The following is a 26,772-nucleotide window of genomic DNA, read 5'->3' as shown; positions in this document are numbered from 1 at the left end:
TAGGCAGTACGCCGTGACGGGACTTGCGGTGAGCTGCCGACGGGTGGTGCAGATCTACCGGGGCGAGGCCGGCGACGTGGTCGCGCTCTCCGGCGTCGACCTGCGGATCAACCCCGGTGAGATGCTTGCCCTGGTCGGCCCGTCCGGATCCGGCAAATCGACCCTGGTGGCGCTGCTCGCCGGGCTGATGCGCCCGTCCGCCGGCCGGGTCAGCGTCGGCAGCTACGACCTGGGCAAGCTCTCCGACCGGGAGATCGCCCGGTTGCGGGGCACCCAGATCGGCGTGGTGCTGCAGGGCGCCGCCCGTAACCTGCTGCCGTACGCGACGTTGCGCCGCAACGTCTGGCTTGCCCAGCGGCGGGCCGCCGCCACCGCCGGCATCGACCTGGACGACCCGGACCGCATCCTCGACCTGGTCGGGTTGCCCGGCCGCGGCGATGACCGGCTGGCCGAGCTGACGCCGGGCGCCCGGCAGCGGGCCGCGCTCGCCGTCGGCGTCGCCGCCTCGCCCGGCCTGCTGCTGGTCGACGAGCCGACCAGTCAACTCGACACCCGGGGCCGCGACGAAGTGCTCGACGCGCTGGAGACGATCAACCGGGAACGGGAGACCACGATCGTGGTGGTGACCCACGACGCGCAGGTGGGTGCCCGGCTCGGCCGGGCGGTGACCATCCGGGACGGCCGGGTCGGCGCCGAGGGCCGCGACGGTGAGGACTTCGCGGTGGTGGCCGGCGACGGTACGGTGCAGCTGCCGCCCGAGGTGCTCGGCGACTTTCCACCCGGCACCCTGCTGCGGGTGGCCCAGGCCGACGGCGCGGTAACCCTGGTCGTGGGCGGGGCCGCCCCGCCCGGTCTGCTGCCCGACGGCGTCGACGGCACAGGAGTCTGAGTGTTCGCACTGCTCGTTGGCGCGGTCCGGGCCCGCGCCGGCCAGGCCGTCGCCCTGTTGGTGCTAACCGCACTCGCGGTCACCGCCACCACTGCCGCCCCCTGGTACGCAGCGGCGACCACCCGTACCGTCGCCGAGGCCGCGGTCGACGCGGCCGGCCCCAACCTGCTGGCCGCCCGCGCCACCGGCCGGGTCGCCAGCACCGCCGCCGAAGTCGCCGCTGACCAGCAGGTCGACCCAGCCGCCGGGGACCGCTCCGAGCTCGACGCCACCGGCGCCGACCTGGTCGACCGGGCCCGGCACGCCGGCGCCGAGATGATCGGCTACCCGGGTGCGACGGCGAGCAGTTCGGTGTGGAGCACCGGGACCGTCGCCGGCGGCCAGGCCGAGCTGGCCGCCAACCTGACGCACCGGGAGCAGGTCTGCGAACACCTGACCATCACCGGTACCTGCCCGCAGCGCCCCGGCGCGGCGTTGCTCAGCGCACGCAGCGCCGAACGGCTCGGCGTCGGGGCCGGTGACCAGGTCACCCATCAGGCGACGCGCAGCGCGCCGGTGGTTCTCACCGTCACCGGGACCTACCAGGTGACTGATCCCGGGGATCCGTACTGGGCGTTCGACGACCTCGGCAGCGGCGGTACCGACGCCGACAGCGGTGACCCGGTCTTCGCCACCGCCGGCACGCTGGCCGCCGTACCGGTGGACAACCTGTTCGCCGCCCACCACCTGGTGCTGCCGGCCGCCGCCTACCTCGCCGGAGTCGACCTGGCCACCGAGGTCCGCCGCTCCGACGGTGGTGGCGTCGTCGGCCGTTGGCAGGTCCGCACCGACGCGGCGATCCTGGTGGACCAGATCGCCCGCCACCGCCAACTGGTCGAGCTCGGTGTCGCCGTCGCCGCCGGGCAACTGCTGCTGCTGTCCTGGTTCGCCCTGTTCTTCGCCGTCCGACACACCGCCGAACATCGCCGCCGTGACCTGGGACTGGTCAAACTGCGCGGCGGTGCCCGGTGGCGGGTGTGGCTGCTCACGGTGGGCCAGAGCGGGCTGCCGATGATCGTCGGCGCGCTGGTCGGTGCCGCCGCCGGCCTGGTGGCCGCCCGGCTGCTCGCCGGTGCCGGCCCGGACCCGGAGCAGGCCGGCTCCGCCGCCCGGCTCGCCCTCGCCGCGACCGGCACCGCCGTCTCCGGCGCGCTGGTCGCCGCAATCGCCGCCGACCTGCGCAACGCCCGTGCCGCAGTGGTGGACCTGCTCCGGCACGTGCCGGCCCGCCAGCGCGGCTGGCGGGCCGACGTCGTCGACCTGATCGCGGTGGCCGTCGCCGGGGCCGGGCTATACCAGGCGTCCGTCGGCGCGGCCGAGCCGGACGAGGCCGGTGCTCTGGTGCTGCTCGCCCCGGCGTTGCTGGCCCTGGCGATCGCGCTGATCGCCGGTCGGGCGGCCACCCCGGTGGCCGGGCGGGCCGCTGCGGCCCTGCTGCGCGCCGGTCGGCTGCCCGCCGCGCTGGCCGCGCTGCACCTGGCCCGCCGGCCGGGGACCGCGCGGCTGGTCGCCCTGCTCACCGTCGGGGTGGCGTTGCTCGGCACCGCGATCGGCAGCTGGACCGAATCGGTCTCCGCGCGGGCCGTCCGGGCCACCCACGCCACCGGCGCCGACCAGGTGCTCACCGTGCAGGCCCGCAGCCGGGCCCACCTGCTGGCCGCGGTCCGCGCCGCCGACCCGTCCGGCCGGTACGCGATGGCGGTGGTCGGCAACAATCCCGGGTCGGCCCAGTACGTGCTCGCCGTCGACGCCTCCCGGTTCGCCCAGGTCGCCGCCTGGCACCCCGGCTACGGCCCGGTCGCCGCCGAGGTCGCCGCCGCGCTCACCCCGCCGGCCACCGAGGTTCGGGTCGGCGACGGTCCGCTGGTCCTGACCGCCACCGGACCGGACGAGGTGCCGGTCAGCGTCGTCGCGCACCTGGTCGACCCGGCCGGAGACCCGGTGCAGGTGGTCTTCGGCCCGCTCGGCACCGATCGTGCCGAGCACCCCGCCACGGTGACCGGATGCGGCCCGGACGGCTGCCGGCTGGCGTCACTCGAACTGGTCCAACCGGCCTGGAACGGCGTACCGGTGCTGGCCGAACCCGATCTCACGATCACCCTGCACGATCTGGCCGGGGCCACCACACCCCGGCTGGACGCGGCGTACCTCGGCGATATCGGGAACTGGCGTGGCGCGGTCGCCGGTGGTGCCATCGGCCCCCGGCTGACCACCGGGCCGGACGGCGCGACCGTCACCACCCCGCCGCCACCCGGCCGGGCGGACCGGCAGCGGTCCACCCGGATCCATCCGATCGACGCGCCGGTGCCGGTGCCGGTGGTCCGCTCCGGACCGGAGCTCGCCCCGGACGTTGCCGGCGAGCCACGGCTCGCCGTGTTCGGTGGTGCGGATCTGCCGGTGCGGTACGTGACGGTGGCCGACGCGCTGCCGCAGGCCCGGCTGCGCGGCTACCTGGTCGACCTGGAGCGGGCCGACCGGTTGGCCGACGGGGCCGGCACCGGCGACGTGCCGCAGGTCTGGCTCGCTCCCGACGCGCCGGCGGAACTGGCCGACCGGCTCACCGCCGAAGGGCTGACCATCATCGACACCGGTTCCCGGACCGAGGTGATCGAGCAGCTCGGCCGCCAGGGTCCGCCGTCGGCGCTGCGGTTCCAGCTGGCCGCCGGACTGATCGGGCTGCTGCTGGCCGCCGGGGCGCTGGCGGTGGTCGCGGCGGTGGAACGCGACGACCGGGCCGCCGAGATGGCCGCCCTGCGGGCCCAGGGGCTCCCGGCCCGCGCCGTCACCCGGATCGCCTACGGCGGATACGCCGTCACCGTGGGAATCGCGGTGGTGGTGGGCCTGATGGCCACCGTGCTCGCCCAGCTGCCGATCCGGCAGACGATGCCGATCTTCGTCGACAACTGGGCCGTACTGCCGCTGCGGATCGGTCCACAGGCTGTCCCGTTGCTGGTGAGCACGCTCGTCGCGGCCGCGGTGCTCGGCGCGGCCGCGGCGTTCGCCGGTGCCCGGCTGGTCCGGGCCGTCGACTCCCGGGTCGCCCCGCCGGCCGGGCCGAACCCACCGGCGGCCGGGCCCGGAGGCGTCGGATGATCTCCCTGCTGCTGTCCATGGTCGCCGCCCGGCGCGGGCAGGCGCTGGTCGTCTTCCTGTTGAGCGCGTTCGCCACCGCCGCCGCGGTGACCGGCCCGGCGTACCTGGCCGCCGCCGACCGGGCCGTCGTAGCGGCGGAGATCGCCGCCGCCGACCGCGCCGACCGCACGGTCACCCTGTCCATCCCCGACGTGGCACCCGGCGAGGAGGACGGCTTCCGGGCCGTCACCGGTGCCGTGCTCGACCTGCCCGGCTTCCGCACCGTCTACACAGTGCAGATGCCGGTGCTCGGGCTGGAACCCGCCGGCACCGACATCTCCTACCTGGTCTTCCGCGAGGACGTCTGCGCCAACCTGCGGATGGTCGCCGGGCGGTGTCTGATGTCGCCGTACGAGGTCGTGGTCGGGGCGGACACGGCACGACGCCTCGACCTGGCCCCCGGCACACCGGTCACCGTCACGTGGGCCGACTACGACCCGGTGCAGCGCATCTACCGTCCGGGCGGGGTACCGGCCGGGATCACCGTCGTCGGGGTCTACCAGCCGGTGGACCCGGATGCGCTCTACTGGGGCCGGACACCGTACTTCGTGCCCGGCGCGCCGGACGCCTACCGCGAACCGGTCTTCACCGGTCGGCACGCCGTCGACGCCATCGACCGGCGTAGCGACTACCGGGGCGTCGACGCGCTGGCCGAGTCCGCCGCGTTGGGACCGGACCGGCTGACGGCGCTCGGTGAGCGGCTGGACAGCCTCGAGGAGCAGGTTCGCGCCGACGGCGGCGGGTACGTCAACCTGTCCGACGACGTCGGCCCGCTGCTGGAGCGGATCTCGGCGGCACAGGCGTTGACCCGGCAGGTGGTGCCGGTCGCGGCCGTCCCGCTGGTGGTCCTCTGCCTGTTCGTCGTCTTCGTCGCGGTCGCCGCCGGCACCGTGGCCCGCCGTACCGAGCTGGGCCTGATCGCGTTGCGCGGAACGCCCCGGCGGACCCGGTGGACGCTGGCCGCCGGTGAGCCGGCGGTCGCGATCACCCTCGGCGCGCCGGTCGGCTACCTGCTCGGCTCGGTTGCCGTCGGGCTGCTCGCCGGCCTGCGACTGGAGGAGGGCCGGTTCGCTCCGGTCTCCTCAGGGGCGGCTGTGCTGGCCGGGTGCGCCGCGTTCGTCGGTGCGCTGCTCGCCGTACTGGCCGCCCAGCGCCGGGAACTGGCCAGCCCGGTCGTCGACCTGCTGCGCCGGGTGCCGGCCCGGTCCCGGCGGTGGGCGTCGCTGCTGGCGGAGACGGTGATGGTGGCCCTGACCGTGGTCGCCGTGGTGCAGCTGCGGCTGTTCGACAGCGAGTTGGTCGGTCTGTCGCTGCTGGTGCCGGCGTTGATCGGGGTCACCGTGGCGCTGCTGGCGGCGCGGTTGGTGGCACCGCTGACCGGCCGGCTCGGTGCCGTCGCACTGCGCCGGGGCCGGCTCGGCCCGGCGCTGGGGCTGCTGCACCTGGCCCGGCAGCCGGCCAGCCAACGGCTGTTCACGTTGCTCACCGTCACCGTGGTGCTGACCGGGTACGCGGCCAGCGCGTTCGACGTGGCCCGACAGTCGCGGGCGGCGCTGGCCGAGGTGCAGGCCGGGGCGGACCGGGTGCTGACCCTGCTGCCGGTCGACGCCGGGACGCTGCTGACCGCCGTGCGCACCGTCGATCCGAGCGGCGAGTACGCGATGGCGGTCGGGTTCGCCAGCACCGACGCCGACGTTCCGGTGCTGCTCGCCGACACGTCGGCGCTGGCCGCCACCGCCCGCTGGCGACCCGAGTTCGGTCCGGCGGGCCCTGCGGATGTCGCCGCGACGCTACGACGGCAGGCCATCGAACCGATCGCCGTCGACGGGACGATGATCTCGGTGGACCTGGTCGTCGCCGTCGCCGATCTGCGGCAGACCGGTGAGCCGGCGGATCCGGAGCAGACCGGCCCACCATCGGATCCGCAGGAGACCGGACCGGCCGACGACGTGTGGTTCACCGTTCATCTGCGTGCGGCGTCGGGGCGTGCGGTGGCCGAAGCGACGCCGGCCCGGCCGGGGCGGCACACCTACCGGATCCCGGTCGACTGTGCCGCCGGATGCCAGCTCGCCGGGCTGTCCGCCCGGGTCGAACCGGGCATCGGCCGCGCGGCCGACCCCGACAGCGCGGCCGGTTCGCAGGCCCGCGAGGTGACCCTCACCGGCCTCTCCGTCGACGGGAAGCGGTTGCTCGGCCCGGCGGAACTCACCGACGGGCGGCGCTGGCGCGATCCGTCCGGTGACCCGGCCGGGGCCGGTTCGGGCGGGCTGCGACTGCTCGCCGGCGGGGCCGCCCCCGACCCGTGGGCGCTGCCGGCCGACACGCCGTACCCGTTGCCAGCGGTGACCGCCCTGGCCGACGACCGGCCGCCCGGGCTGAACCCGACCACGGCGCTGCTGCCCACCGGTGCGCAGCTGACGTCCGAGGTCGACCCGGTCCCGGCGCTGCCGGCGCTGGGCGACCGCGGCTTCCTGGTCGACATGGAGTACGCCGTACGGGCGGTGCCCGAGAAGACCGGGCTCGAAACGGCCCAGGTCTGGCTCGGTCCCCGGGCACCGGCGGACATCGCCGAGCGGCTGGCCGCCGCCGGGCTCACCGTCACCGGCGAGTTCACCCCGGAGCAGGTCCGGACCGAGTTGGACCGGCAGGCACCGGCCCTGGCGATCTGGTTCCACCTGCTCGCCGCCGCCCTGGCGGTGATCCTCGCCGGCTCCGGGATGGTGCTACTCGCCATGGTCGAACGGCGGCGCCGCGCCGAGGACCTGACAGCGCTGCGGACCCAGGGACTGCCGTCCCGGTCGGCGGCCGGTTCGCTGCGCTGGAGCGGGCTGCCCGCAGTGCTGCTGGCCACGGTGACCGGGCTCGGCGGTGCGCTGCTCGCCTGGTGGCTGAGCGGAAGCTACCTGCCGGTCACCGTCGAGGAGGCGGTCCCGCTGGCCCCGGTCCGCTGGCCCTGGCCGGTCGCCGTGCTGCTCCCCGTGATCGGCGTCATGCTGCTGTTCGGGGCGGTGGCGCTGGCGTTGGGACGCGCCCTGCGCGTGCGAGACTAGGTAACCATGAGCGACCCACGTACCACCCCGTCGATTTTCACTCGCGGCGCGGTAGACCTCAGCTCGCTGCGCAGCGCAGCGCCGGCCGGCGGGAACCGGCCGGACGGGACCCCGACCCGGGCCGGTGGCGGCCCGGCGACCGGCGCACCGGCGGCAGCCGGTGCCGTCATCGACGTCACCGAGGCGACCTTCCAGACCGAGGTTCTCGAACGGTCGATGACCACACCGGTGGTCATCGACTTCTGGGCCGAGTGGTGCGAGCCCTGCAAGCAACTGTCGCCGCTGCTGGAGCGACTCGCGGCCGAGGGCGGTGGCGCCTGGACGCTGGCCAAGATCGACGTGGACAGCAACCAGCGCCTGGCGCAGATGTTCCGGGTGCAGAGCATCCCCATGGTGTACGCCGTCGTCGGCGGCCAGCCGGTCGACGCGTTCGCCGGTGTGGTGCCGGAGGCCCAGCTGCGGCAGTGGATCGGCGCCGTGCTCAAAGCTGGCGGCGTCACCGTCGAGGAGCCGGAGAACCCGCTGCTCAACGCCGCCGACGAGGCGCTGATGATGGGCGACCTGGACGCCGCGGAGCAGGCCTACCGGAAGATCCTCAACGAGGCGCCGGCGGACACCGCCGCCGAGGCCGGGCTGGCCCAGGTCGCCCTGGCCCGCCGGGTGCAGGGGGTGGAGCCGGCGGCTGCGCTCGACGCGGCGGCGTCGGCCCCGGACGACGTACCGGCCCAGCTGCTCGCCGCCGACGTGGAGGTGCTCGGCGGTCAGGCGGAGCAGGCGTACCAGCGGTTGATCGGCCTGGTCCGGCGCAGCGCCGGTGACGACCGGGAGACCGTCCGCAAACACCTGGTGTCGCTGTTCATCATGGCCGGTCCGGACGACCCGGCGGTGACCAGGGCCCGCCGGGCGCTGGCCAGCGCACTGTTCTGAGCCCCGCAGATGCGCCGGATCGCCGTACTGGACGCACCGTCGAATCTCGGTCTGCGACCGCCGACCGGGACGTCGGTGCCTGGCTGCGCGAAAGCGCCCGGCGCACTTCGGGACCATCAGCTGGTGGGTCGCCTCGGCGCCCGCGACGCCGGGTGTCTGACCCCGCCCCGGTACGACCCGGCGGACTGGCGACCCGGCGACGGGGTCTGCCACGCCGGGTCGATCTCGGCGTACACGATCGCCCTCGCCGGGCGGATCGGTGCCGTCATCGACGCCGGGGAGTTCCCGGTGGTGCTGGGCGGCGACTGCTCGATCCTGCTCGGCGGGGCGCTCGCCATGCACCGGCTCGGCGAGGCGGTCGGCGGGCGGATCGGCCTGGTCTACGTTGACGGGCACTCCGACTTCCGGCATCCCGGCAACGCCTCCTACGTCGGTGCGGCGGCCGGCGAAGGGCTGGCCCTGGTCACCGGCCGGGGCCAGCCGGATCTGGCGGGGATCGAGGGCCGCCGGCCGTACTTTCGCGACATCGACGTCGTGGTGCTCGGCATCCGGGCCCAGGACGAGTACCGGCTGGATCTGCAGGCGGCCGGTATCGTCACCCGACCGGTGCCCGAGCTGCGTGCGGAGGGGGCGGCGCGCAGCGCCCAGTGGGCCCGTGACCAGCTGGCCGACTGCGCCGGCTACTGGGTACATGTCGATGTGGACGTGCTCGACCCGGCGGTGATGCCGGCGGTCGACGCTCCGGACCCGGGCGGTATCGCCTTCGCCGAGCTGGAGCTGCTGCTCGCGGACCTGGTCGACACCCCGCACTGCCTCGGCGTTGAGTTGACCGTCTTCGACCCCGATTACGACCCGGACGGCAGCTACGCCGCCGACATCGTCTCGACCCTGGTGGCCGGTCTGCGTCCGGTGCACGCCGACCGCGTTCCGGTTGAGGAGGCACCGTCGCAGGCAGCCGATTCGACTGTTGCCGCCCCTGCCGGGCAGAAGACACCGGCGGTCGCCGGGCTGCGGCCGGCGGTGCCGCCGCCAGCGGTGACCTTGACGGTCGCGGATCGGAGCGTACCAAATGGTGGGGCGGCCAAGCCCGGCCGGCTACGGCGACAGGCGCCGTCCCCGCGGCCGCCTGACGCTGACTCCACCGAGCCGTCGCCGCAACAACCGCCGGCCGCTGAATCGCCGGCACCGCCCGCCACCGACACGTGATCTGTTACCGCTGGGAATCGTCGCACCACCATGCCGGAGTGGACTAAGATGCTAGCTAACTGGGAGGTCTAGTCATGTCTGCCGAGGCCGTGCACTACAACATGCACGACGCCAAGACCCACCTCTCGCGCATCATCGAGCGGGTGGAGCGCGGCGAGGAGATCATCATCGACCGGGCAGGTACCCCGGTGGCGAAGGTGGTGCCGTTGGTACGTCGGGCCAACCGGACCGCGGTCGGCTCACTCGCGGGGCAGCTGGACCTGTCCGGCGACTGGGACTCCCCGCAGACCAACGCCGAAATCGCCGCCGACTTCGGCGTCGGCGCATGAGCCTGCTGCTCGACACCCACGTCGCGCTGTGGGCCATCACCGGCGACGCCACCCTCGGCGACGACTTCCTCGACCGGCTCCGCCACGACCCGGACGTCTTCCTGTCTCCGGTCAGCCTGTGGGAGATCACCATCAAGCAGGCCACCGGCAAACTCGCCGGCCCGACCGACCTCGCCGAACAGGTGCGGAGCATGGGTTTCGTCGAACTACCGGTGACCCACGCTCACGCGATCAGGGCTGGTCGCCTACCTGCGCATCACCGAGATCCCTTCGACAGAATGCTGGTGGCGCAGGCGATCGTCGAGGGTGCGACGCTCGCCTCCCGCGACTCGTCGATAGCGCTGTACGATGTGGACATCTTGAAGGTGTGACAAGCCGGTCAGATCGATTTCGCCAACCAGGTGCCGCTGCCGGGTCAGTTGGCGGCGAGGCCGCGTAGGAAGGTCTCCACTATCGGCACCGCCCGCCCGGACCCTGACCCGCCCTGCTCGACGAAGACGGCGAAGGCCAGGTCGCCCTGCCAGCCGACGAACCAGGCGTGCGTGTTCGCCGGGTCGTCGTCGTACTCGGCCGTGCCGGTCTTGCCGTGCACCGGCTCGCCCGGCACGTCCCGCAACGCCTGCCCGGTGCCGTCGGTGACCACCTCACGCATCATCGTCCGCAGCGCCTGCACCGCCGCCGCGTCCAGCTGCGGGCCGTCCGGCACAGCCGACGGCGGCGGCGGCTCGACGATGAGCGTCGGCTGGCGCCACTGCCCCCGGACGACCGCGGCGGTGGCGCCGGCCATCGCCACCGGGCTGACCAGCGTGGTGCCCTGGCCGAAGGCGGCGGCGGCCCGTTCCGCCGGTGGGCCACCGGCGGAGACCGCGCCGGTGAAGGCGGACACGCCGAGCCGCCATTCGCCTTCCAGCCCGAGCAGCCGACCCGCCTCGGCCAGCCCGTCCGCCTCCAGCTGCGGGGCCAGTTCGACGAAGGTGGTGTTGCACGACTTGGCGAAGGCGGTCCGGAACGGCACCCGACCCAGCTCGAAGCCGTCCGAGTTGGTGAACGTGCGCCCGTCGACGGTGGTCGTCTTCGGGCAGTCGACCGGCGCGTCCGGGTCGACCGCGCCGGCTTCGAGCAGCCCGAGCGCGCTGACCATCTTGAACGTGGAGCCGGGCGGGACCTGCGCGGTCAACGCCAAATTCTCCGTACCACCGTCGGGGCCGTTGGCGACGGCGACCAGCGCGCCGTCGCTGACCCGCACCGCCACCAGCGCGGCGCGCCGCCCCTCGTCGGCCAGCGCGGTGTCGGCGGCGGTCTGCACGGCCGTGTCCAGTGTGGTCCTCACCGGCTCACCGGGCTGGGCCTCGGCGCGGAACACCACCTCGTCGCCGGAGACGCTGCCGTCCGGGGCGGTCCCGACGATCTGCACCGAGTACCCGGGTACGCCGCGTAGCCGCTCCTCGTACCCGCCCTGCAGGCCGCCGTGGCCGACCAGGTCGCCGACCTCGTACCGGCCGGGGTGCGCCTCCATGTCCTGCCGCTGCACCGGGTCGACGGTGCCGAGCAGCGCGCGGGCGAACTCCCGGGTGGGGGCCAGGTCCCACTCCTGCCGGCGGAACTTGGTGCCGGGCAGCTCGTAGATCCGGTCCCGAATCTGCTCGTACGCCTCCTCGCGCAGGGTGACCACCTCGACGAAGGCGTCCGGTTTCGCCGCGTCGAGCCGGTCCGCCAGCCCGGAGACGTCCACCGGCGGGCTGATCGCCGGTCGGATCGCCCGGAACGCGGCGTCGAGCTGGGCGGCCAGGGCGGCCGGGTCGTCGACCTCGCCGGGCTGTACGCCGACCACCACCACCGGGCGCGGCGCGACGATCGGTTGCCCGGCCCCGTCCAGGATGGCGCCGCGGGGCGGGGCGAGCCGGCTCAGTGCCAGCTGGTCGCCGCTGCCGAGCCGCTCGTGGACGATCGTCGGCTCCCAGATGATCTGCCAGGCGTCGTCGGCGCCCCGGCGTAGCCGGACCGACGTCGGGTAGCTCCACCGCACATCGCCGGGGAGCGTCCATTCGACGGCGATGGTGGCGGTCGCGATGTCCTCGGTCACCTCGGCGTCGCCGTCCGGGCGCAGCTGCGGCGGCGTGTCCTTCAGATCGCCGACGAGGGCGGTCAGCTCCTCGGTGACGTCGGTGGCGGGCAACCGTTCGCCGGCCGGGGTGATGAAGCCGATGTCGGTAAGGTCACCGGAGTGCCATCCGTCGATGAAGGCCGCGACTGTGGCGTCCGGTCCGTCATCGGAGGAACAGCTGGTCAGTGTGGTGACGGCGAGTAGCAGCGCGATCGCGACGGTCGCCTTGCGGCGCATGCGACGGCCCCCTTCCGGACGCATGGCGGACACCGGAACGGTAGTACGTGTGCGCATGGACCGCTGTCCCTCGGGGTACCGGATGAACCGCTGTCCCGTTTCGTCCAGGGCATATCACACGACGTGGTCAAACGGTGTCGCCAAGCCGACGACGGGGGGCCGGTGTGCCGTCGGAACGACGATCCGGGAGGAATAGGCTTGGCCGAGGTTGACCCCACAGCGTGGTGGGGCCGAGGGGAGTCTGCGCCAATGAACCGCCGTCCGGTCACGAAGTCGAAACGCCAGGCCTCGGGCGGTGACGGGCAGCGTCGCCGGCAGAGCGCCGGGCCGCACCGCCAGTCCGAGCTGGATCCGGACGAGGTGTTCGACCTCCAGACGTTCGCGCCGCCGGAGTCGGCGCTGGCCGCCGTGGTCGACGACACCGACGACAACGGGTACGACGAACCGATGCCCAGCGCCGAGCGGCTGATCGCCCAGGCGGTGTCGCTGGCCGACACCGACCACGACGCCGCCTGCCTGGTGGACCGGTTCTGGCGGTTCGCCGCCGACGAGGAGCTGGTCGGCTGCCGTCCGCAGGAGATGCTCGACGCCGCCCGAGCGCACCGGGAGCTGGCCGGGCACCGGCTGCCCGGCGAGCTGAAGCTGCGGCTGACCCCGCCCGGCGACGGCCGGCCGTACACGATCGTCGAGATCGTCACCGACGACATGCCGTTCCTGGTCGACTCGGTGACCGCGCTGCTGGCCGAACGGCACTTCGACGTCCATCTGCTGGTGCACCCGCTGGTGGTGGTCCGCCGCGAACCACTCGGCCAGCTGACCGAGGTGGCGGCCGACGTCGAGCCGGACGACGCGATCGACGGCGACCTGGTGGAGAGCTGGATCCGGATCGAGATCGACCCGATCCGAATCGCCGGCGACCTGGACCGGCTGCGCCGTGACCTGCAGCGGGTCCTCACCGATGTCCGGGAAGCGGTGGAGGACTGGCCCCGGATGCGCCAGCAGGCCCTGGCCCTGGCCGACGAACTCGACCGGGCCGAGCCCGGGTCACCCGACGCGCCGCCGGTGCCGGAGAAGGACCTCACCGACTCGGTCGAACTGCTGCGCTGGCTGGCCGACGACCACTTCACCTTCCTCGGCTACCGGGAGTACCGGCTGGTCGACAGCGGAGACGGGGAAAAGGCGCTGGTCGCGGTGCTCGGTTCTGGGCTCGGCATCCTGCGCCAGGACCAGACCCGGCCGCGCCCGCTCACCTCGATGACCCCGCAGGCGGCGGCGAAGGCGTTGGAACAGCGGCTGCTGATCATCACCAAGGCCAACTCGCGGGCCACCGTGCACCGGGCCGCCTACCTCGACTACGTCGGCGTCAAGGTCTTCGACTCGGCCGGGGCGGTGGTCGGCGAGCGCCGGTTCCTCGGGCTGTTCTCCACCGCCGCGTACCGGACCAGTGTGCAGGAGCTGCCGGTGGTCCGGCGCAAGGTCGCCGAGGTGCTGGAACGCTCCGGGCTCAGCCCGCGTAGCCACTCCGGCAAGGACCTGCTGCAGATCCTGGAGACCTACCCGCGCGACGAGCTGTTCCAGATCCGCACCGACGACCTCTACCACGCCGTACTCGGGGTGCTGCGGATGGCCGGCCGCCGGCAGTTGCGGCTGTTCCTGCGCTCCGACGGGTACGGGCGGTTCCTGTCCTGCCTGATCTACCTGCCCCGGGACCGGTTCACCACGCACAACCGGCTGCGGATGCAGCAGATCCTGCTGCGCGAGCTCAACGGGGTCGGCGTCGACTACACCACCCGGGTCACCGAGTCGATGCTGGCCCGGGTGCACTTCATCGTGCGTACCGACCCGGCGTCGCCCCCCGTCGAGCTGGACCCGGACCGGCTCGCTGAACTGCTCGCCGAGGCCACCCGGCTGTGGGAGGACGACTTCCGGCTGGTGCTGGAACGCAAGCTGGGCGACGAGTCGGCCAAGTCACTGCACCGGCGGTACGCCGACGCCTACCCGGAGGGGTACAAGGAGGAGCACACCGCGTACGAGGCGGTTCAGGACCTGGCCAAGCTGGAACTGCTGGAGGAGCCCGGCCAGCTGGAGATGCACCTGTTCCGGCCACCCGGCGGTACCGGGGTCGACGAGCGGGACGTGCGGTTCAAGGTCTACCGGTACGGCGAACCGATGGTGCTGTCCGATGTGCTGCCGGTGCTGCACTCTCTCGGTGTGCAGGTGATCGACGAACGGCCGTACGAGATCGACCGGGTCGACCAGCGGATCTACCTGTACGACTTCGGGCTGCGGCTGCCGGTCGGCGCCCGAGCGATGGCCGAGGTTCGGCCGCACGTGGAGAACGCGTTCTCGGCGGCCTGGCGCGGTGAGGCGGAGATCGACGGCCTCAACGAGCTGGTGCTGCGCGCCGGGCTGACCTGGCGGCAGGTGGTGGTGCTGCGGGCGTACGCGAAGTACCTGCGCCAGGCCGGCGCGGTCTTCTCCCAGGAGTACATGGAGTCCACTTTCGTCGCCTACCCGGCGATCGCCGCGCTGCTGATCCAACTCTTCGAGACCCGGTTCGCGCCGGGGCCCGACGTCGACGATGAGCGCCGCCGCCGGCGCGGCCAGGAACTGGTCGCCGTGATCGGCCGCCATTTCGACGAGGTGGACAGCCTCGACCAGGACCGGATCCTGCGCAGCTACCTGACGCTGATCCTGGCCACCCTGCGGACCAACTTCTACCAGCGGGGCGCCGACGGCCGCCCGGTCCCGTACGTGGCGATCAAACTCGACCCGCAGGCCGTCCCGGACCTGCCGGCGCCCCGGCCGGCGTACGAGATCTTCGTCTACTCGCCCCGGTTCGAGGGCGTGCACCTGCGCTTCGGTGAGGTCGCCCGGGGCGGGCTGCGCTGGTCGGACCGGCGGGAGGACTTCCGTACCGAGGTGCTCGGCCTGGTCAAGGCGCAGATGGTGAAGAACGCGGTGATCGTGCCGGTCGGTGCCAAGGGCGGCTTCGTGGTGAAGCAGCCCGGTGGTACGGCACGCGGCCGGGCGGCGGCCGAGCCACCGGACCGGGAGGCGGCCCAGGCCGAGGGGGTGGCCTGCTACCAGCAGTTCATCTCCGGTCTGCTGGACGTCACCGACAACATCGTCGCCGGGCAGATCGTGCCGCCGCAACGGGTGGTGCGCCACGACGGCGACGACCCGTACCTGGTGGTCGCCGCAGACAAGGGCACCGCGACCTTCTCCGATGTGGCCAACGCGATCTCGATCTCCCGGGGCTTCTGGATGGGCGACGCGTTCGCCTCCGGCGGGTCGGCCGGCTACGACCACAAGAAGATAGGCATCACCGCGCGGGGCGCCTGGGAGTCGGTCAAGCGGCACTTCCGGGAACTGGGGGTGGACGTCCAACGGCAGGACTTCACGGTGGTCGGCATCGGTGACATGTCCGGTGACGTGTTCGGCAACGGCATGCTGCTGTCCGAACACGTCCGGCTGGTCGCCGCCTTCGACCACCGGCACATCTTCCTCGACCCGGACCCGGACCCGGCCACCTCGTACGCCGAGCGGCGGCGGCTGTTCGACCTGCCCCGGTCGTCGTGGGCCGACTACGACACCGGGCTGATCTCAGCCGGCGGTGGGGTGTACCCGCGTACCGCCAAGTCGGTGCCGGTCAGCTGGCAGGTCCGCGCGGCGCTCGGCCTCGACGACGGGGTCGACCTGCTCTCCCCGCCGGAGCTGATCCGGGCGATCCTGCGCGCCCCGGTGGACCTGCTGTTCAACGGCGGCATCGGCACCTACGTCAAGGCCTCCGGCGAGTCGCACGTCGACGCCGGCGACAAGGCCAACGACGCGATCCGGGTCGACGGCCGGTCGGTGCGGGCGAAGGTGGTCGGCGAGGGCGGCAACCTGGGGCTCACCCAGCGGGGCCGGATCGAGTACGCGATCGCCGGCGGGCGGATCTACACCGACTTCATCGACAACTCGGCCGGGGTGGACTGCTCCGACCACGAGGTCAACATCAAGATCCTGCTGGGTGGTGCGGTGGCCGACGGGGAGCTGACCGTGCCGCAGCGCGACGCCCTGCTCGCCGAGATGACCGACGAGGTCGCCGCGCTGGTGCTGCGGGACAACTACGACCAGGCGCGGGCCCTGGCCAACGCCTGCGCGCAGGCGCGTCCGCTGCTGCCGGTGCACCGGCGGATGATCACCGACCTGGAACAGTCGGGGCAGCTGGACCGGGAGCTGGAGGCGCTGCCGTCCGACGAGGATCTGGCCGAGCGGATCCGTGCCGGCGCCGACGGGCTGACCCTGCCCGAGTTCGCGGTGCTGCTCGCCTACGCCAAGATTTCCATCGAGGGACAGGTGCTGGCCGACGGGCTGCCCGACGAGGCGTGGACCGACCGGGTGCTGGCCAACTACTTCCCGACCCCGCTGCGCGAGCGGTACGCCGCCCGGATGACCGACCACCAGCTGCGCCGGGAGATCGTGGTGACCAGCCTGGTCAACGAGGCGGTCAACCGGGGTGGCATGTCCTTCGTCTACCGGACGATGGAGGAGACCGGAGCGTCGGCGGCCGACGTGCTGCGGGCCTACGTGGTGGTCCGCGACGTGTTCGGGCTCGACACGCTGTGGGCAGACATCGACGCGCTGGACAACGTGGTCGGCACCGCCGCGCAGGTATCGGTCTATCTGGAGAGCCGGCGACTACTGGACCGGGCTGTCCGCTGGCTGGTCACCAACCGCAAGTCCCCGCTGGACGTGCCAGGGGAGACCGCCCGGCTGCGCGACGGGGTGTCGCGGCTGCTGCCGGAGCTGGGCGACTACTTCCGGGGCGACGAGCGGGAGTCGCTGCGGGCCCACGTCGACACCATGACCGGTCGCGGCCTGCCGCCGGATCTCGCCGATCGGGCCACTCGGATCATGTACAGCTTCGGGCTGCTCGACGTGGTGGAGACCGCCGCCGACACCGGCTGTGACGTCACCGAGGTCGCCTCGGTGTACTTCATGCTGTCCGAACGGTTCCGGGTCGACTGGCTGCTGAGCAAGATCTCGCTGCTGCCCCGGGGGGACCGCTGGCAGACGCTGGCCCGCACCGCGCTGCGCTACGACCTGTACGCCGCGCTGGCGGCGCTCACCGTCGAGGTGCTCACCGCCACCCCGGGCGAGGTGGCGGTGCAGGACCGGGCCGAACAGTGGGAGCAGGACAACGCCAGCGCGGTGGCCCGGGTACGGCGGGCGATGGAGGATTTCGCCCACTCGCCGGCCGACCTCGCAGCATTGTCGGTGCTGCTGCGCCAGATCCGGACACTGGTTCGCACATCTTCGGCCAACTGACCACATCGGCCGGAAAAGCTGCATACTTTCGGCAGGGCAGACAGCGGCACTTCCGGATAGCGGCATGTCCGGGCGGGGAACGGCTTCTCCATCAGGGCGGCGCGCCGGCCGTCCCGTACGGCAGGAGGCAGGCAGGATGCTGGACAAGCGTCTCTACCATCATCTGGTCAGCTGGCTGGGCCAGTGGCCGGCCGGCCGGGCGTTGCAGGTGGTCGGCTCGGAGCGGCGGATTCGACCGGGCTGGGACGGCCGACCCCATCCGGTGGTCGGCGTCGGGGCGCCCGGCGGCGCGGTGCTGTCCGTGCCACCCGACAAGGTCGAGGCGGTACGCGCGTTGACCGACCTGCCGCTCACCGATCTGCTGGCCAAGTTGCCCACCGCGGTCGGCCGTCCTGGCTGGCGGGCGCAGCGCACCGTGTTCCGGTACTGTCTGGCGCCGGCGCCGCTGCCCGACGCCGGGGACTGGATCGACTCCGCTGACGAGTCGTTGCCGCCCTGGCTGCGGCAGTTCACCAACCCGGTGCTGGTCGCCCGGGACGCCGAGGGGACGTTCCTGGCCGGGGTCGGGCTGAAGCGGCACGGCGCGCACGGCCAGGAGATCGCGGTCGGCACCGTACCGGCGGCCCGTGATCGTGGTCTGGCCCGCCGGCTGGTCGCCCAGGCCGCCCGTCGGGTGCTCGACGGCGGCGCCGTCCCCACCTACCTGCACGCGGTGGGCAACGCCGCGTCGGCGAAGGTGGCCTCGGCCGCCGGGTTCCGCGACCGGGGCTGGACTGCGTACGGCATCTCCGCCGACTGACCGGGTACCGGAGCTCTGCCCTGACACCCGGGCCGGCTTCACCCGGTACGGGTGATGCCGTACCACCCGATCGGCCGCGACCCTGCCACTGGGTGGAGGGAGCGGATCATGCCGCAGACGACGCAGCGGGCGCAGACCACACGGACGGCCTCGGCGCGTGAACCGATGCCGGCGACGCGGGAGTTCTTCGACCGCCTCGGCCAAAAGGAGAACGCGGCGCTGCTGCGGCAGATCTCCGGGACGGTGCGGTTCGACCTGGCACACGACGAACAGGTGGACTACTGGTTCGTCACCTTCGATGACGGCCGGGCCAGCCTGGTGCGCGAGCAGCGGGACGCCGAGAGCGTGCTGCGTACCGATCAGGAGGTCTTCGAAGGGATGGCCCGGGGCGAGATCAACCCGATGGCGGCGATGTTACGCGGCGACATCATGGTGCTCGGCGATCTTCGCCTGCTGATCCTGATCGAGCGGATGATGCCCGGCCCACCCGGTTCCCACGACCCACGCGCGTTCGCCCGGCGGGAGAGGACTGAGCAATGACCGAGGGAATGGTCAGTATCCTGGACGGTAACACCTTCGTGGTCAGTGACAGTCAGGGCGACATCGACGCCTCTCCGGCGGCACCCACCGGGCTGTTCTCGTTCGACACCCGGTTCCTGTCGAAGTGGCAGCTGACCATTGACGGTGAGCGGTTGTCCTCACTGTCGGTCGATGACCTGCAGTACTTCGAGGCACGGTTTTTCCTGGTGCCCGGCGAGCCGACCCACTACGTCGATGCCGAGATGTCGGTGATCCGGCAGCGCTGGGTGGGCGGCAGCTTCGACGAGGAAATTACCATTCTCAACCATGCCCAGGAGCCGGTGGAGCTGAAAGTCCGGCTGGAGGCGGGCAGTGACTTCGCCGACCTGTTCGAGATCAAGGACGTCCGGAACAAGGTCGGCAAGCACTACGCCCACGTCGACCGGGACTGCCTGCGGCTCGGCTACCAGCGGGAGAGCTTCCACCGGGAGACGGTCATCTCCAGCAGCGAGCCGGCGGCGATCGACGAGCACGGACTCAGCTTCACCATCGTCGTCGAGCCGCACGGCCGGTGGGTCACCCACATCAAGGTGAAGACCACCGCGATCGGTCCGGACGGTCGTGACCTGCGCGAAGGGATGCTCGGTCAGCACTTCGACCGGGCCAAGCCGGAGATGCGCCGGGAACTGGACGAGTGGATCGCCCGGGCACCCCGGCTGTCCTGCGAGTGTGAGCCGCTCGCGTCGACGTACCGGCGGAGCCTGGTGGATCTGGCCGCGCTGCGCTACACCCCGTTGTCGCTGGCCGGCCAGTCGGTGCCGGCCGCCGGTGTGCCGTGGTTCGCCACCATGTTCGGCCGGGACAGCATCTTCACCAGCCTGCAGGCATTGCCGTTCGCTCCGGAGCTGGCGGCGTCTACCCTGCGGCTGCTCGGCGGGTTGCAGGGCAGCAAGCTCGACGACTTCCGGGACGAGGAACCGGGAAAGATCCTGCACGAGATCCGGTACGGCGAGTCGTCGGCCTTCGAGGAGCAGCCGCACACTCCGTACTTCGGAGCAGCCGACTCGACCCCGCTGTTCGTCGTGCTGCTCGACGAGTACGAGCGGTGGAGCGGCGACGTCAAGCTGGTCCGGGCCTTGGAGGTCGAGGCCCGGCAGGCGCTGTGCTGGATCGACACCTACGGTGATCTGCTCAATAACGGCTACCTGTGGTACGAGCGGCGCAACGAGGAGACCGGGCTGGAGAACCAGTGCTGGAAGGACTCCTGGGATGCGATCTGCTACCGCGACGGCCGGCTGCCCGGCTACCCCCGGGCGACCTGTGAGCTGCAGGGGTACGCGTACGACGCCAAGATGCGCGGCGCCCGGCTGGCCCGCGAGATCTGGCACGACCCGGGGTACGCCGACCAGTTGGAGCGGGAGGCGGCCGACCTGAAACATCGGTTCAACCGGGACTTCTGGGTCGCCGACGGGGAGTACTTCGCGCTCGCGCTGGACCCGGAGGGCGGCCAGGTCGACGCGTTGTCGTCGAACATAGGCCACCTGCTGTGGAGCGGCATCGTCGATGCCGGCAAGGCCAAGAAGATCGCCAAGCACCTGGTCAGCCCGCGGATGTTCTCCGGCTGGGGGGTGCGGACCCTTGCCGAGGGGGAGGGCCGGTTCAATCCGATCGGCTACCACGTCGGCACGGTCTGGCCGTTCGACAACTCGTTCATCGCCTGGGGCCTGCGCAAGTACGGCTTCGTCGAGGAGTCGGCCCGGATCGCCGACGGGATCATCAACGCCGCGCAGTACTTCAACGGCCGGCTGCCGGAGGCGTTCGGCGGCTACGACCGGGCGCTGACCAAGTATCCGGTGGAGTATCCGACCTCCTGCAGCCCGCAGGCCTGGTCGACCGGGGCCACCCTGCTGCTGCTGCGGACCCTGCTCGGCCTGGAGCCGCAGGGTGAGCACCTGGTGGTCGACCCGGCGTTGCCGATCAGCATGGGCCGGATCGAACTATTGGACATTCCCGGCAGGTGGGGCCATATCGACGCGTTCGGTCGTGGCCGGATGGACATTCACCGCAGGGAACGCCAGCCGGCCTGACGGGACATCCGGGCGTAGGGTATCGACCGTGCGGGTTGGGATTGTGATTCTGCCGGACGAGCCGTGGTCGGTGACGTCGCGCCGCTGGCGCCAGGCCGAGGAGTGGGGCTTCGACCACGCCTGGACCTACGACCATCTGGGATGGCGGGATCTGGTCGACGGGCCGTGGTTCGACGCGGTACCGACGCTGGCCGCCGCCGCGTCCATCACCTCCCGGATCCCGCTGGGCACCCTGGTTGCCTCGCCGAACTTCCGGCACCCGGTGCACTTCGCCCGGGAGATCACTGCCTTGGACGACATCTCCGACGGCCGGGTGCTACTCGGGGTGGGTGCCGGCGGGCTCGGCTTCGACGCCACCGTCCTCGGCATGCCGCCGCTGACCCCGCGCGCCCGCGCCGACCGGTACGCCGAGTTCGTCGAGCTGCTCGACCTGCTGCTGCGGACCGACCGGGTCACCTGGCAGGGCCGGTACTTCCGGGCGGTCGACGCCCGCAGCGCCCCTGGTTGCCGGCAGCGCCCCCGGGTGCCGTTCGTCCTGGCCGCCAACGGGCCCCGGTCGTTGGACCTGGCCGCCCGGTTCGGTACCGGCTGGGTGACCACCGGCACCGTCTTCGACGACCAGGCCGCCTGGTGGGCCTCGGTGGGCCAGTTGGCGCAGCGGTGCGACACGGCGTTGGACCGGGCGGGGCGGGACTCCGGCAGCCTGCGCCGGTACCTGTCGCTGGATTCGGCACCGGTCTTTTCGTTGACCAGCGCCGACTTCTTCGCCGCCGCAGTCGACCGGGCCGCTGGGCTCGGGTTTACCGACGTGATCACCCACTGGCCGCGCCGGAGCAGCTGGTACGCCGGCGACGAGCGGGTGCTGGCTGAGGTGGCGACCGACGTACTGCCGCAGTTGCGGGCCTGACTCTGCCCGCCGAGCGCCGCCCGCCGACGAGGCGTCAACCGGACCGGTCGGCCGGCCGTGGTCCGGGCAGCTCGGCACTGGGCTGGCGGTCGGCCCGCAATCCGGCCACCTCGGCCCGCAACGCGGCGAGTTCCTCGGTGAGCGCGACGACGTCGGCGCGGGTCGCCGGCGACTCGGCGGTGTCGGCCTCGCCCGCTGCGGAGATGCGCTCCACGATCCAGCTGGCCAGCGAGCCGGTGACGAAACCGATCAGGCCGATACCGCCGATCATCAGTGCCAGCGCCACGAACCGGCCGGTGCTGGTGATCGGGTAGTAGTCGCCGTAGCCGACGGTCGTGATGGTGACCACCGACCACCACAGCGCGTCCGGATAGGTGTTGATCGCACCGTCGGGATGGCTGCGTTCGGCGTCCAGCACCGCCAGCGCGGAGACGATCACCAGCAGTACCGTGGTGGAGCCGACGTAGAGCGCCAGCCGGCCACGGGCCCAGACCTCGGTGCGTCGGGTCAGCAGGAGCACCGCGGTGACCAGCCGGAGCATCCGCAACGGCCGGAGGATGGGCAGCAGCAGCACGATCAGGTCGAACAGGTTGGCGCGGACGAACCGCCACCGGTCGCCGGCCAGCCACAGCCGGACGAGGTAGTCGACCCAGAAAAGCGCCCAGATCACGATGTTGGCAGCGACACACACGGCGTGCCAGCGCGCCGGCATCTGCGGGTAGAGAATGGGCGCGGCATAGACGACGAGGAACGCCACGGCGAGCACGGTCAACCCGGCCGCTGTCTGGCGCTCCCACCTGGCGGTTCGGTCCTCGCGGTGGGGGTCGGGCCCCGGATCCTGGAGAGACATGCCCGACAGGCTGCCTGATGGCGGCAACCGGCCCGCCACCGGCCCCACCGCGACCTCGGCTGGCCGGCGTCGTCGGTGGCGGGTCCCGATGTGGCGGCGCGGTGCCGACCGGTTCCAGCACCCGGCCCAGGTGATCGCCGGCGGGTTCGCTGCCGCCATCGCGCTCGGTACGGCGCTGCTGATGCTGCCGGCGGCGAGCCGGTCCGGCACCTCGCCGCCGCTGATCGACGCCCTGTTCACCGCGACCTCCGCGGTCTGCGTGACCGGGCTGGTGGTGGTCGACACGGGGGGTCACTGGTCGGCGTTCGGCCAACTGGTGATCATGGGCCTGATCCAGATCGGCGGACTGGGCATCATGACCCTGGCGACGCTGTTCACCGTACTGCTGTCCCGCCGCCTCGGCCTGCGGGCCCGGTTTCTCGCCCAGGCGGAGACCAAGACGCTGAGCCTGCGCGACGTCCGCCGGGTGGTGCGCAACATCGTGCTGTTCAGCCTGGCCAGTGAACTCGTGGTCGCGCTGGTGCTGACCGTACGGTTCGCGGTCGGCTACGACTACCCGTGGGGTCGGGCCGCGTACCACGGGGTGTTCCACGCGGTCTCGGCGTTCAACAACGCCGGCTTCGCCCTGTACACCGACAGTCTGATGCGCTTTGCCGCCGATCCCTGGATCACCACCACCGTCGCCCTGGCGGTGATCGTCGGCGGACTCGGCTTCCCGGTGGTCTTCGAACTGCTCCGGTGCTGGCACCGTCCCCGCCTCTGGTCGGTGCTGACCCGGATCACCGTGGTGCTGACGGCCAGCCTGCTGGCCGTCGGCACCATCGTGTTCACCCTGGTCGAGCTGCGCAACCCGGCGACGTTCGGCCCACTCGACGGCGCGCACAAGGTGCTGGCCGGCTTCTTTGCCTCGGTGATGACCCGTACCGCTGGGTTCAACAGCGTCGACATCGCGGCCATGCGGCCGGAGAGTCTGCTGCTCAGCGACATCCTGATGTTCATCGGTGGCGGCAGCGCCGGCACCGCCGGCGGGGTCAAGGTGACCACGGTCGGCCTGCTGGCCTTTGTGCTGTGGGCCGAGATGCGCGGCGAGACCCGGGTGAACGTCGGCTCCCGTCGGGTGCCGGAGGGCAACCAGCGGCAGGCGCTCGCGGTGCTGCTGCTGTCCCTCGGCGCGGTGGCGGTGGCCACCTTCACCCTGCTCGCCATGACCCGGTACCCGCTCGACCAGGTGCTGTTCGAGGTCGTCTCGGCGTTCGGCACCGTCGGGCTGTCCACCGGCATCACCGCCGGCCTGCCACCAGCGGCCGACGTCCTGCTGGTCGTGCTGATGTTCATGGGCCGGATCGGGCCGTTGACCGTGGCGTCGGCACTGGCGCTGCGGGAACGGAGCCGGCGCTACGAACTTCCGGAGGAGAGGATCATCGTTGGCTGACGCACGCAACGAACCGGTGGTGGTGATCGGGCTCGGCCGATTTGGCGGGGCGCTCGCCGTCGAACTCAACAACCGGGGCACCGAGGTGCTCGGTATCGACGGCGATGCCCGGACCACCCAGAGCTACAGCGGGCAGCTGCCGCATCTGGCCACCGCCGACGCCACCGACGTCGAGGCGCTGCGCCAGCTCGGGGTGAACGAATTTCACCGGGCGGTGGTCGGCATCGGCACCGACATCCAGGCCAGCATCCTGGCCACCTCGTTGCTCGCCGAGCTCGGCGTGGCGGACATCTGGGCGAAGGCGATCAGCCGGCAGCATGGCCGGATCCTGGAACGGGTCGGCGCCCATCACGTGATCCTGCCGGAGCACGACATGGGCGAGCGGGTCGCCCATCTGCTGACCGGGCGGCTGCTGGACTACGTGGAGGTCGACCGGGACTTCGCGATGGTCAAGACGACTCCGCCGCAGGACGCGGTCAGCGTGCCGTTGCGCGAGTCGCGGGTCCGGTCCCGGTACGGCGTGACGGTGGTGGCGGTGAAGAGCGAGGCACGGGGCCCGGACGCCCGGTTCACCTACGCCACCCCGGACACCGTCCTGATGTACGGCGACATCGTCCTGGTGCTGGGCAGGATCGACGACGTGGAGCGGTTCGCCGAGTCCGGCTGACGCCCGGCGGGCAATCGGTCAGCGGCGCGGCCGCAGCCGGCAAGAGCGGTCAGCGGCGCGGCCGGCGGGCGTGGTAGACGAAGGCTGGCGGCAGGTTGCCGAGCACCGTACGCCCCATCACCACCTCCTCGAACCGGTCCCGCAGCAGTTGCCGGAACCGACGGGCCGGCGGGGTCTGCGCGGTCAGTACGTACGCGAATGTGGTGAATGCCCCGTCCGGCCCCAGCACGTCGCATACCGCGCCGAGGGCGGACAGCTGCAGATCACGCGGGAAGGAGACCCACGGCAGCCCGCTGACCACCACGTCGGCGGTGGCCAGGCCCCGCCCGGCTACCAGGGTCCGGCAGTCGGCGGCGTCGCCGACGATCACCTCGACCTGCGGGTGCCGTCCGGCCAGCAGGTCGGCAAGTGTCGGGTTGAGCTCGATCGCCAGGTGCCGACCCCGGCCGCCGAGCCGCTGCTGGATCACCCCGGTGAAGGCACCGGTGCCGGGCCCGAGCTCGACGACGACCGGGTCGCCGCGTTCCGGGACCGGCGCGGTGATCGCCTCGGCCAACCGCTGTGAGCTGGGGGCGACCGCACCGATCCGGGTGGGCGACCGGAGGAACTCGCGCAGGAACGCCCCGGCGTCGCCGCCGCGCCGGGCAGCCGGAAGCGGCGCGGACTGCGGCGTGGCTGCGCTCTCCGACACGGGTACGGACATGAGGGGACTCCTCTGCGCGGGTGCTCCGGCGAGCCGGGAGACAGGGCATGCCTCGGTCCGGGAGACACAGCATGCCTATTGCGGCACACCCTGTCAAAAGGGTGGCCGGTCGCGGTCAGCTGGTCGCGCTGAGCAGCCCTCGAAGCCAACCGGCCTGACCGACGTGCTGCAGGCTGTCGTTGGCCACGCTGACCAGCCGCGCGCCGAGGGTCACCGGCGGATCCCACCGTTGGTCGACGATCCGGTCCAGGTCAGCGTCGGTCAGGCCGACCAGGAACCGCCGGGTCCGGTCGGCGACCGCCGTGTAGTAGTCGACCAGCGCGGCAGCGCTCTCCGGCGCCACCGCCGCCACCTGCTCGGCGCTGTGCCCGTACCCGGTGTCCGCCGGGTCGGCGGTCCGGCCGAACCGCCGCGCCCAGCTGTCGCCGGCCCAGACCTGCGGCTCGCCGATCACCTCGGCCAGATGGTCGTCCTGGACCCGGGTCAGGTGCCAGACCAGCCAGCCGATCGGGTTCGTGCCCGACGCTGGTGACCAGCGCAGCTGCTCCGGGCTCAGCCCGTCGACAGCCGCGTGGACCAACTCGGGCAGCCGGTCGAAGGTCTCCACCAGCAGCGCGCTCGAATTCACCGGGCCTGTCTCCTCCCTGGGGCGTCGATGTCCCCGGTCCTGGGCTGGGCCGTGGCGACCCTGCCCGGCCGGCCACGGCGGCCGCAGGCTATCAACGTGCCACGGCCCGCCGCCTGCTCCTTCCCGGTCGGCACCACGCTTCTTACCCGGTTCCAGGCCGACTATCTGAGCCGGCTGGCCGCCGCGAGGCGGCGGCGTCCGATGGGCCGTGCACCCCCGTCTGGGCGGTGACGTCGGCCAACCACGGCAACACCCGGCGCAACCCGGTGCCGGTCCACCGGCTCGCCCCGGTCGCATCCCTGCCGAACAGCTGAGCGGTCAGAGCCGCTCGAACGGTTCGGCGTAGCGGAACCGGCCCGGTGCCGGCGTGGCCCCGCCCAGCGGACGGGCCTGGAAGTAGGGCCCCCACCGCGGATCGGGCGCGACGATGCCGAACTCGCTGGCCGGCCGCAGCCCGAACCGGCGGTAGTACGCCGGTTCGCCGAGCAGCGCGACGAGTGTCTCGTCGCGGGCTTCGGCGGCGGCGAGCACCGCGTGCATCAGCGCCGAGCCGACGCCGGCGCGTTGCCGGTTCGGGCGTACCGCCAGCGGGCCGAGGCCCAGCACCGGCCGGCTGTCGAGTTGTCCCCGGGTGCAGACCACGTGCCCGACGACCTCGCCGGTGGCGTCCAGGCCCGGCAGGTGCCCGTCCTGCCCGCGTCCAGCGCCGGCGTCGACGGCGACGGCGACCAGCGACAGCGCCGGGATCCACGCGGGGTCGGCACGCAGTTCGTCCAGCAGCCCGACCTCGGCCGGCGTTTCGGTCACGGTCCCCGGCCGGTCCGTTGGCTCCGGCCGGTGCGCAGCCGGCGGCCGGCTGAAGGCTGCTGCCACCACCTCCCGGACCGCCGCGACGTCGCCAGCTCGTTCCCGCCTGACCAGCACGGCCGCCATCCGATCAGGCCGGGCCCC

The 26,772-nt window shown here is 72.5% G+C and carries 19 protein-coding genes; 14 read left to right on the top strand and 5 right to left on the bottom strand.

The genetic code is table 11. The features are described from left to right. Positions 1-13 precede the first annotated feature (13 nt). From O7553_RS20510 to O7553_RS20480, 7 genes are all read left to right on the top strand, one after another. On the top strand, positions 14-889 hold the full coding sequence (locus O7553_RS20510; protein WP_281551312.1) for an ATP-binding cassette domain-containing protein: 876 nt from the start codon (positions 14-16) through the stop codon (positions 887-889). Next, entirely contained in the window at positions 890-4,021 is a 3,132-nt protein-coding gene (locus tag O7553_RS20505; protein WP_281551311.1) for an FtsX-like permease family protein, read from the top strand. Further along, the gene (locus O7553_RS20500; RefSeq protein WP_281551310.1) at positions 4,018-7,110 is read left to right on the top strand and encodes an FtsX-like permease family protein; all 3,093 of its coding nucleotides are present in this window, start codon (positions 4,018-4,020) and stop codon (positions 7,108-7,110) included. The genes O7553_RS20505 and O7553_RS20500 overlap by 4 nt, the downstream gene beginning before the upstream one ends. 6 nt (positions 7,111-7,116) lie before the next feature. Beyond that, positions 7,117-8,037: a tetratricopeptide repeat protein gene (locus O7553_RS20495; RefSeq protein ID WP_281551309.1), complete on the top strand. Its 921-nt coding sequence runs from the start codon at positions 7,117-7,119 to the stop codon at positions 8,035-8,037. 9 nt (positions 8,038-8,046) lie between these two features. Beyond that, positions 8,047-9,243, top strand: coding sequence for an arginase family protein (locus O7553_RS20490; RefSeq protein WP_281551308.1), 1,197 nt, complete (start codon positions 8,047-8,049; stop codon positions 9,241-9,243). A gap of 74 nt (positions 9,244-9,317) precedes the next feature. Continuing rightward, a complete protein-coding gene (locus O7553_RS20485) occupies positions 9,318-9,572 on the top strand; it encodes a type II toxin-antitoxin system prevent-host-death family antitoxin (protein WP_281551307.1) in 255 nt (84 codons plus the stop codon). Next, positions 9,569-9,943 (top strand): type II toxin-antitoxin system VapC family toxin, encoded by a 375-nt coding sequence (locus O7553_RS20480; RefSeq protein ID WP_281551306.1) that lies wholly within the window; start codon positions 9,569-9,571, stop codon positions 9,941-9,943. Before O7553_RS20485 ends, O7553_RS20480 begins: the two co-directional genes overlap by 4 nt. A 44-nt stretch (positions 9,944-9,987) precedes the next feature. On the opposite strand, the gene O7553_RS20475 is transcribed toward O7553_RS20480, so the two are convergent. Next, a complete protein-coding gene (locus O7553_RS20475; RefSeq protein ID WP_281551305.1) occupies positions 9,988-11,913 on the bottom strand; it encodes a penicillin-binding transpeptidase domain-containing protein in 1,926 nt (641 codons plus the stop codon). A 249-nt stretch (positions 11,914-12,162) separates the two neighbouring features. On the opposite strand from O7553_RS20475, the gene O7553_RS20470 reads away from it, so the two are divergent. From O7553_RS20470 to O7553_RS20450, 5 genes are all read left to right on the top strand, one after another. Then, positions 12,163-17,229: an NAD-glutamate dehydrogenase gene (locus O7553_RS20470; protein ID WP_281551304.1), complete on the top strand. Its 5,067-nt coding sequence runs from the start codon at positions 12,163-12,165 to the stop codon at positions 17,227-17,229. 136 nt (positions 17,230-17,365) lie between these two features. After that, positions 17,366-18,028, top strand: a complete 663-nt coding sequence (locus O7553_RS20465; protein WP_281551303.1) for a GNAT family N-acetyltransferase — start codon at positions 17,366-17,368, stop codon at positions 18,026-18,028. A 108-nt stretch (positions 18,029-18,136) separates the two neighbouring features. Beyond that, positions 18,137-18,568: an SCP2 sterol-binding domain-containing protein gene (locus O7553_RS20460; protein ID WP_281551302.1), complete on the top strand. Its 432-nt coding sequence runs from the start codon at positions 18,137-18,139 to the stop codon at positions 18,566-18,568. Beyond that, entirely contained in the window at positions 18,565-20,634 is a 2,070-nt protein-coding gene (locus O7553_RS20455) for a glycogen debranching N-terminal domain-containing protein (RefSeq protein ID WP_281551301.1), read from the top strand. Before O7553_RS20460 ends, O7553_RS20455 begins: the two co-directional genes overlap by 4 nt. A 28-nt stretch (positions 20,635-20,662) precedes the next feature. Then, positions 20,663-21,541, top strand: coding sequence for an LLM class flavin-dependent oxidoreductase (locus tag O7553_RS20450; protein WP_281551300.1), 879 nt, complete (start codon positions 20,663-20,665; stop codon positions 21,539-21,541). 34 nt (positions 21,542-21,575) lie between these two features. On the opposite strand, the gene O7553_RS20445 is transcribed toward O7553_RS20450, so the two are convergent. Further along, positions 21,576-22,391 carry a potassium channel family protein gene (locus tag O7553_RS20445; protein WP_281551299.1) on the bottom strand — a complete coding sequence of 272 codons (816 nt, stop codon included), beginning with the start codon at positions 22,389-22,391 and terminating at the stop codon, positions 21,576-21,578. Between O7553_RS20445 and O7553_RS20440 the strand changes: the two genes are divergently transcribed. After that, on the top strand, positions 22,390-23,823 hold the full coding sequence (locus O7553_RS20440; protein ID WP_281551298.1) for a TrkH family potassium uptake protein: 1,434 nt from the start codon (positions 22,390-22,392) through the stop codon (positions 23,821-23,823). The two genes, O7553_RS20445 and O7553_RS20440, sit on opposite strands and share 2 nt — an antisense overlap. Next, on the top strand, positions 23,816-24,490 hold the full coding sequence (locus O7553_RS20435; RefSeq protein WP_281551297.1) for a TrkA family potassium uptake protein: 675 nt from the start codon (positions 23,816-23,818) through the stop codon (positions 24,488-24,490). The genes O7553_RS20440 and O7553_RS20435 overlap by 8 nt, the downstream gene beginning before the upstream one ends. Positions 24,491-24,539: 49 nt before the next feature. Here the strand turns inward: O7553_RS20435 and O7553_RS20430 are convergent, their stop codons facing one another. From O7553_RS20430 to O7553_RS20420, 3 genes are all read right to left on the bottom strand, one after another. Then, positions 24,540-25,193 carry an SAM-dependent methyltransferase gene (locus tag O7553_RS20430; protein ID WP_281551296.1) on the bottom strand — a complete coding sequence of 218 codons (654 nt, stop codon included), beginning with the start codon at positions 25,191-25,193 and terminating at the stop codon, positions 24,540-24,542. 115 nt (positions 25,194-25,308) lie between these two features. Continuing rightward, positions 25,309-25,821, bottom strand: coding sequence for a DinB family protein (locus O7553_RS20425; protein WP_281551295.1), 513 nt, complete (start codon positions 25,819-25,821; stop codon positions 25,309-25,311). 318 nt (positions 25,822-26,139) lie between these two features. Next, positions 26,140-26,754 (bottom strand): N-acetyltransferase, encoded by a 615-nt coding sequence (locus tag O7553_RS20420; RefSeq protein ID WP_281551294.1) that lies wholly within the window; start codon positions 26,752-26,754, stop codon positions 26,140-26,142. Positions 26,755-26,772 lie beyond the last annotated feature (18 nt).

The organism is Solwaraspora sp. WMMA2059 (assembly GCF_027497315.1).
In the GTDB taxonomy this organism is placed as follows: Bacteria; Actinomycetota; Actinomycetes; order Mycobacteriales; family Micromonosporaceae; genus Micromonospora_E.
Note: the sequence above shows the minus strand (reverse complement) of the source record. Positions and strands in the feature narration are given on the sequence as shown.

Coding starts and splice junctions, on each gene's coding strand:
- O7553_RS20500 (WP_281551310.1), top strand. CDS start 4,018: ATGATCTCCCTGCTGCTGTCCATGGTCGCCGCCCGGCGCGGGCAGGCG.
- O7553_RS20495 (WP_281551309.1), top strand. CDS start 7,117: ATGAGCGACCCACGTACCACCCCGTCGATTTTCACTCGCGGCGCGGTA.
- O7553_RS20490 (WP_281551308.1), top strand. CDS start 8,047: ATGCGCCGGATCGCCGTACTGGACGCACCGTCGAATCTCGGTCTGCGA.
- O7553_RS20485 (WP_281551307.1), top strand. CDS start 9,318: ATGTCTGCCGAGGCCGTGCACTACAACATGCACGACGCCAAGACCCAC.
- O7553_RS20480 (WP_281551306.1), top strand. CDS start 9,569: ATGAGCCTGCTGCTCGACACCCACGTCGCGCTGTGGGCCATCACCGGC.
- O7553_RS20475 (WP_281551305.1), bottom strand. CDS start 11,913: ATGCGCCGCAAGGCGACCGTCGCGATCGCGCTGCTACTCGCCGTCACC.
- O7553_RS20470 (WP_281551304.1), top strand. CDS start 12,163: ATGAACCGCCGTCCGGTCACGAAGTCGAAACGCCAGGCCTCGGGCGGT.
- O7553_RS20465 (WP_281551303.1), top strand. CDS start 17,366: ATGCTGGACAAGCGTCTCTACCATCATCTGGTCAGCTGGCTGGGCCAG.
- O7553_RS20460 (WP_281551302.1), top strand. CDS start 18,137: ATGCCGCAGACGACGCAGCGGGCGCAGACCACACGGACGGCCTCGGCG.
- O7553_RS20455 (WP_281551301.1), top strand. CDS start 18,565: ATGACCGAGGGAATGGTCAGTATCCTGGACGGTAACACCTTCGTGGTC.
- O7553_RS20440 (WP_281551298.1), top strand. CDS start 22,390: ATGCCCGACAGGCTGCCTGATGGCGGCAACCGGCCCGCCACCGGCCCC.
- O7553_RS20445 (WP_281551299.1), bottom strand. CDS start 22,391: ATGTCTCTCCAGGATCCGGGGCCCGACCCCCACCGCGAGGACCGAACC.
- O7553_RS20430 (WP_281551296.1), bottom strand. CDS start 25,193: ATGTCCGTACCCGTGTCGGAGAGCGCAGCCACGCCGCAGTCCGCGCCG.
- O7553_RS20420 (WP_281551294.1), bottom strand. CDS start 26,754: ATGGCGGCCGTGCTGGTCAGGCGGGAACGAGCTGGCGACGTCGCGGCG.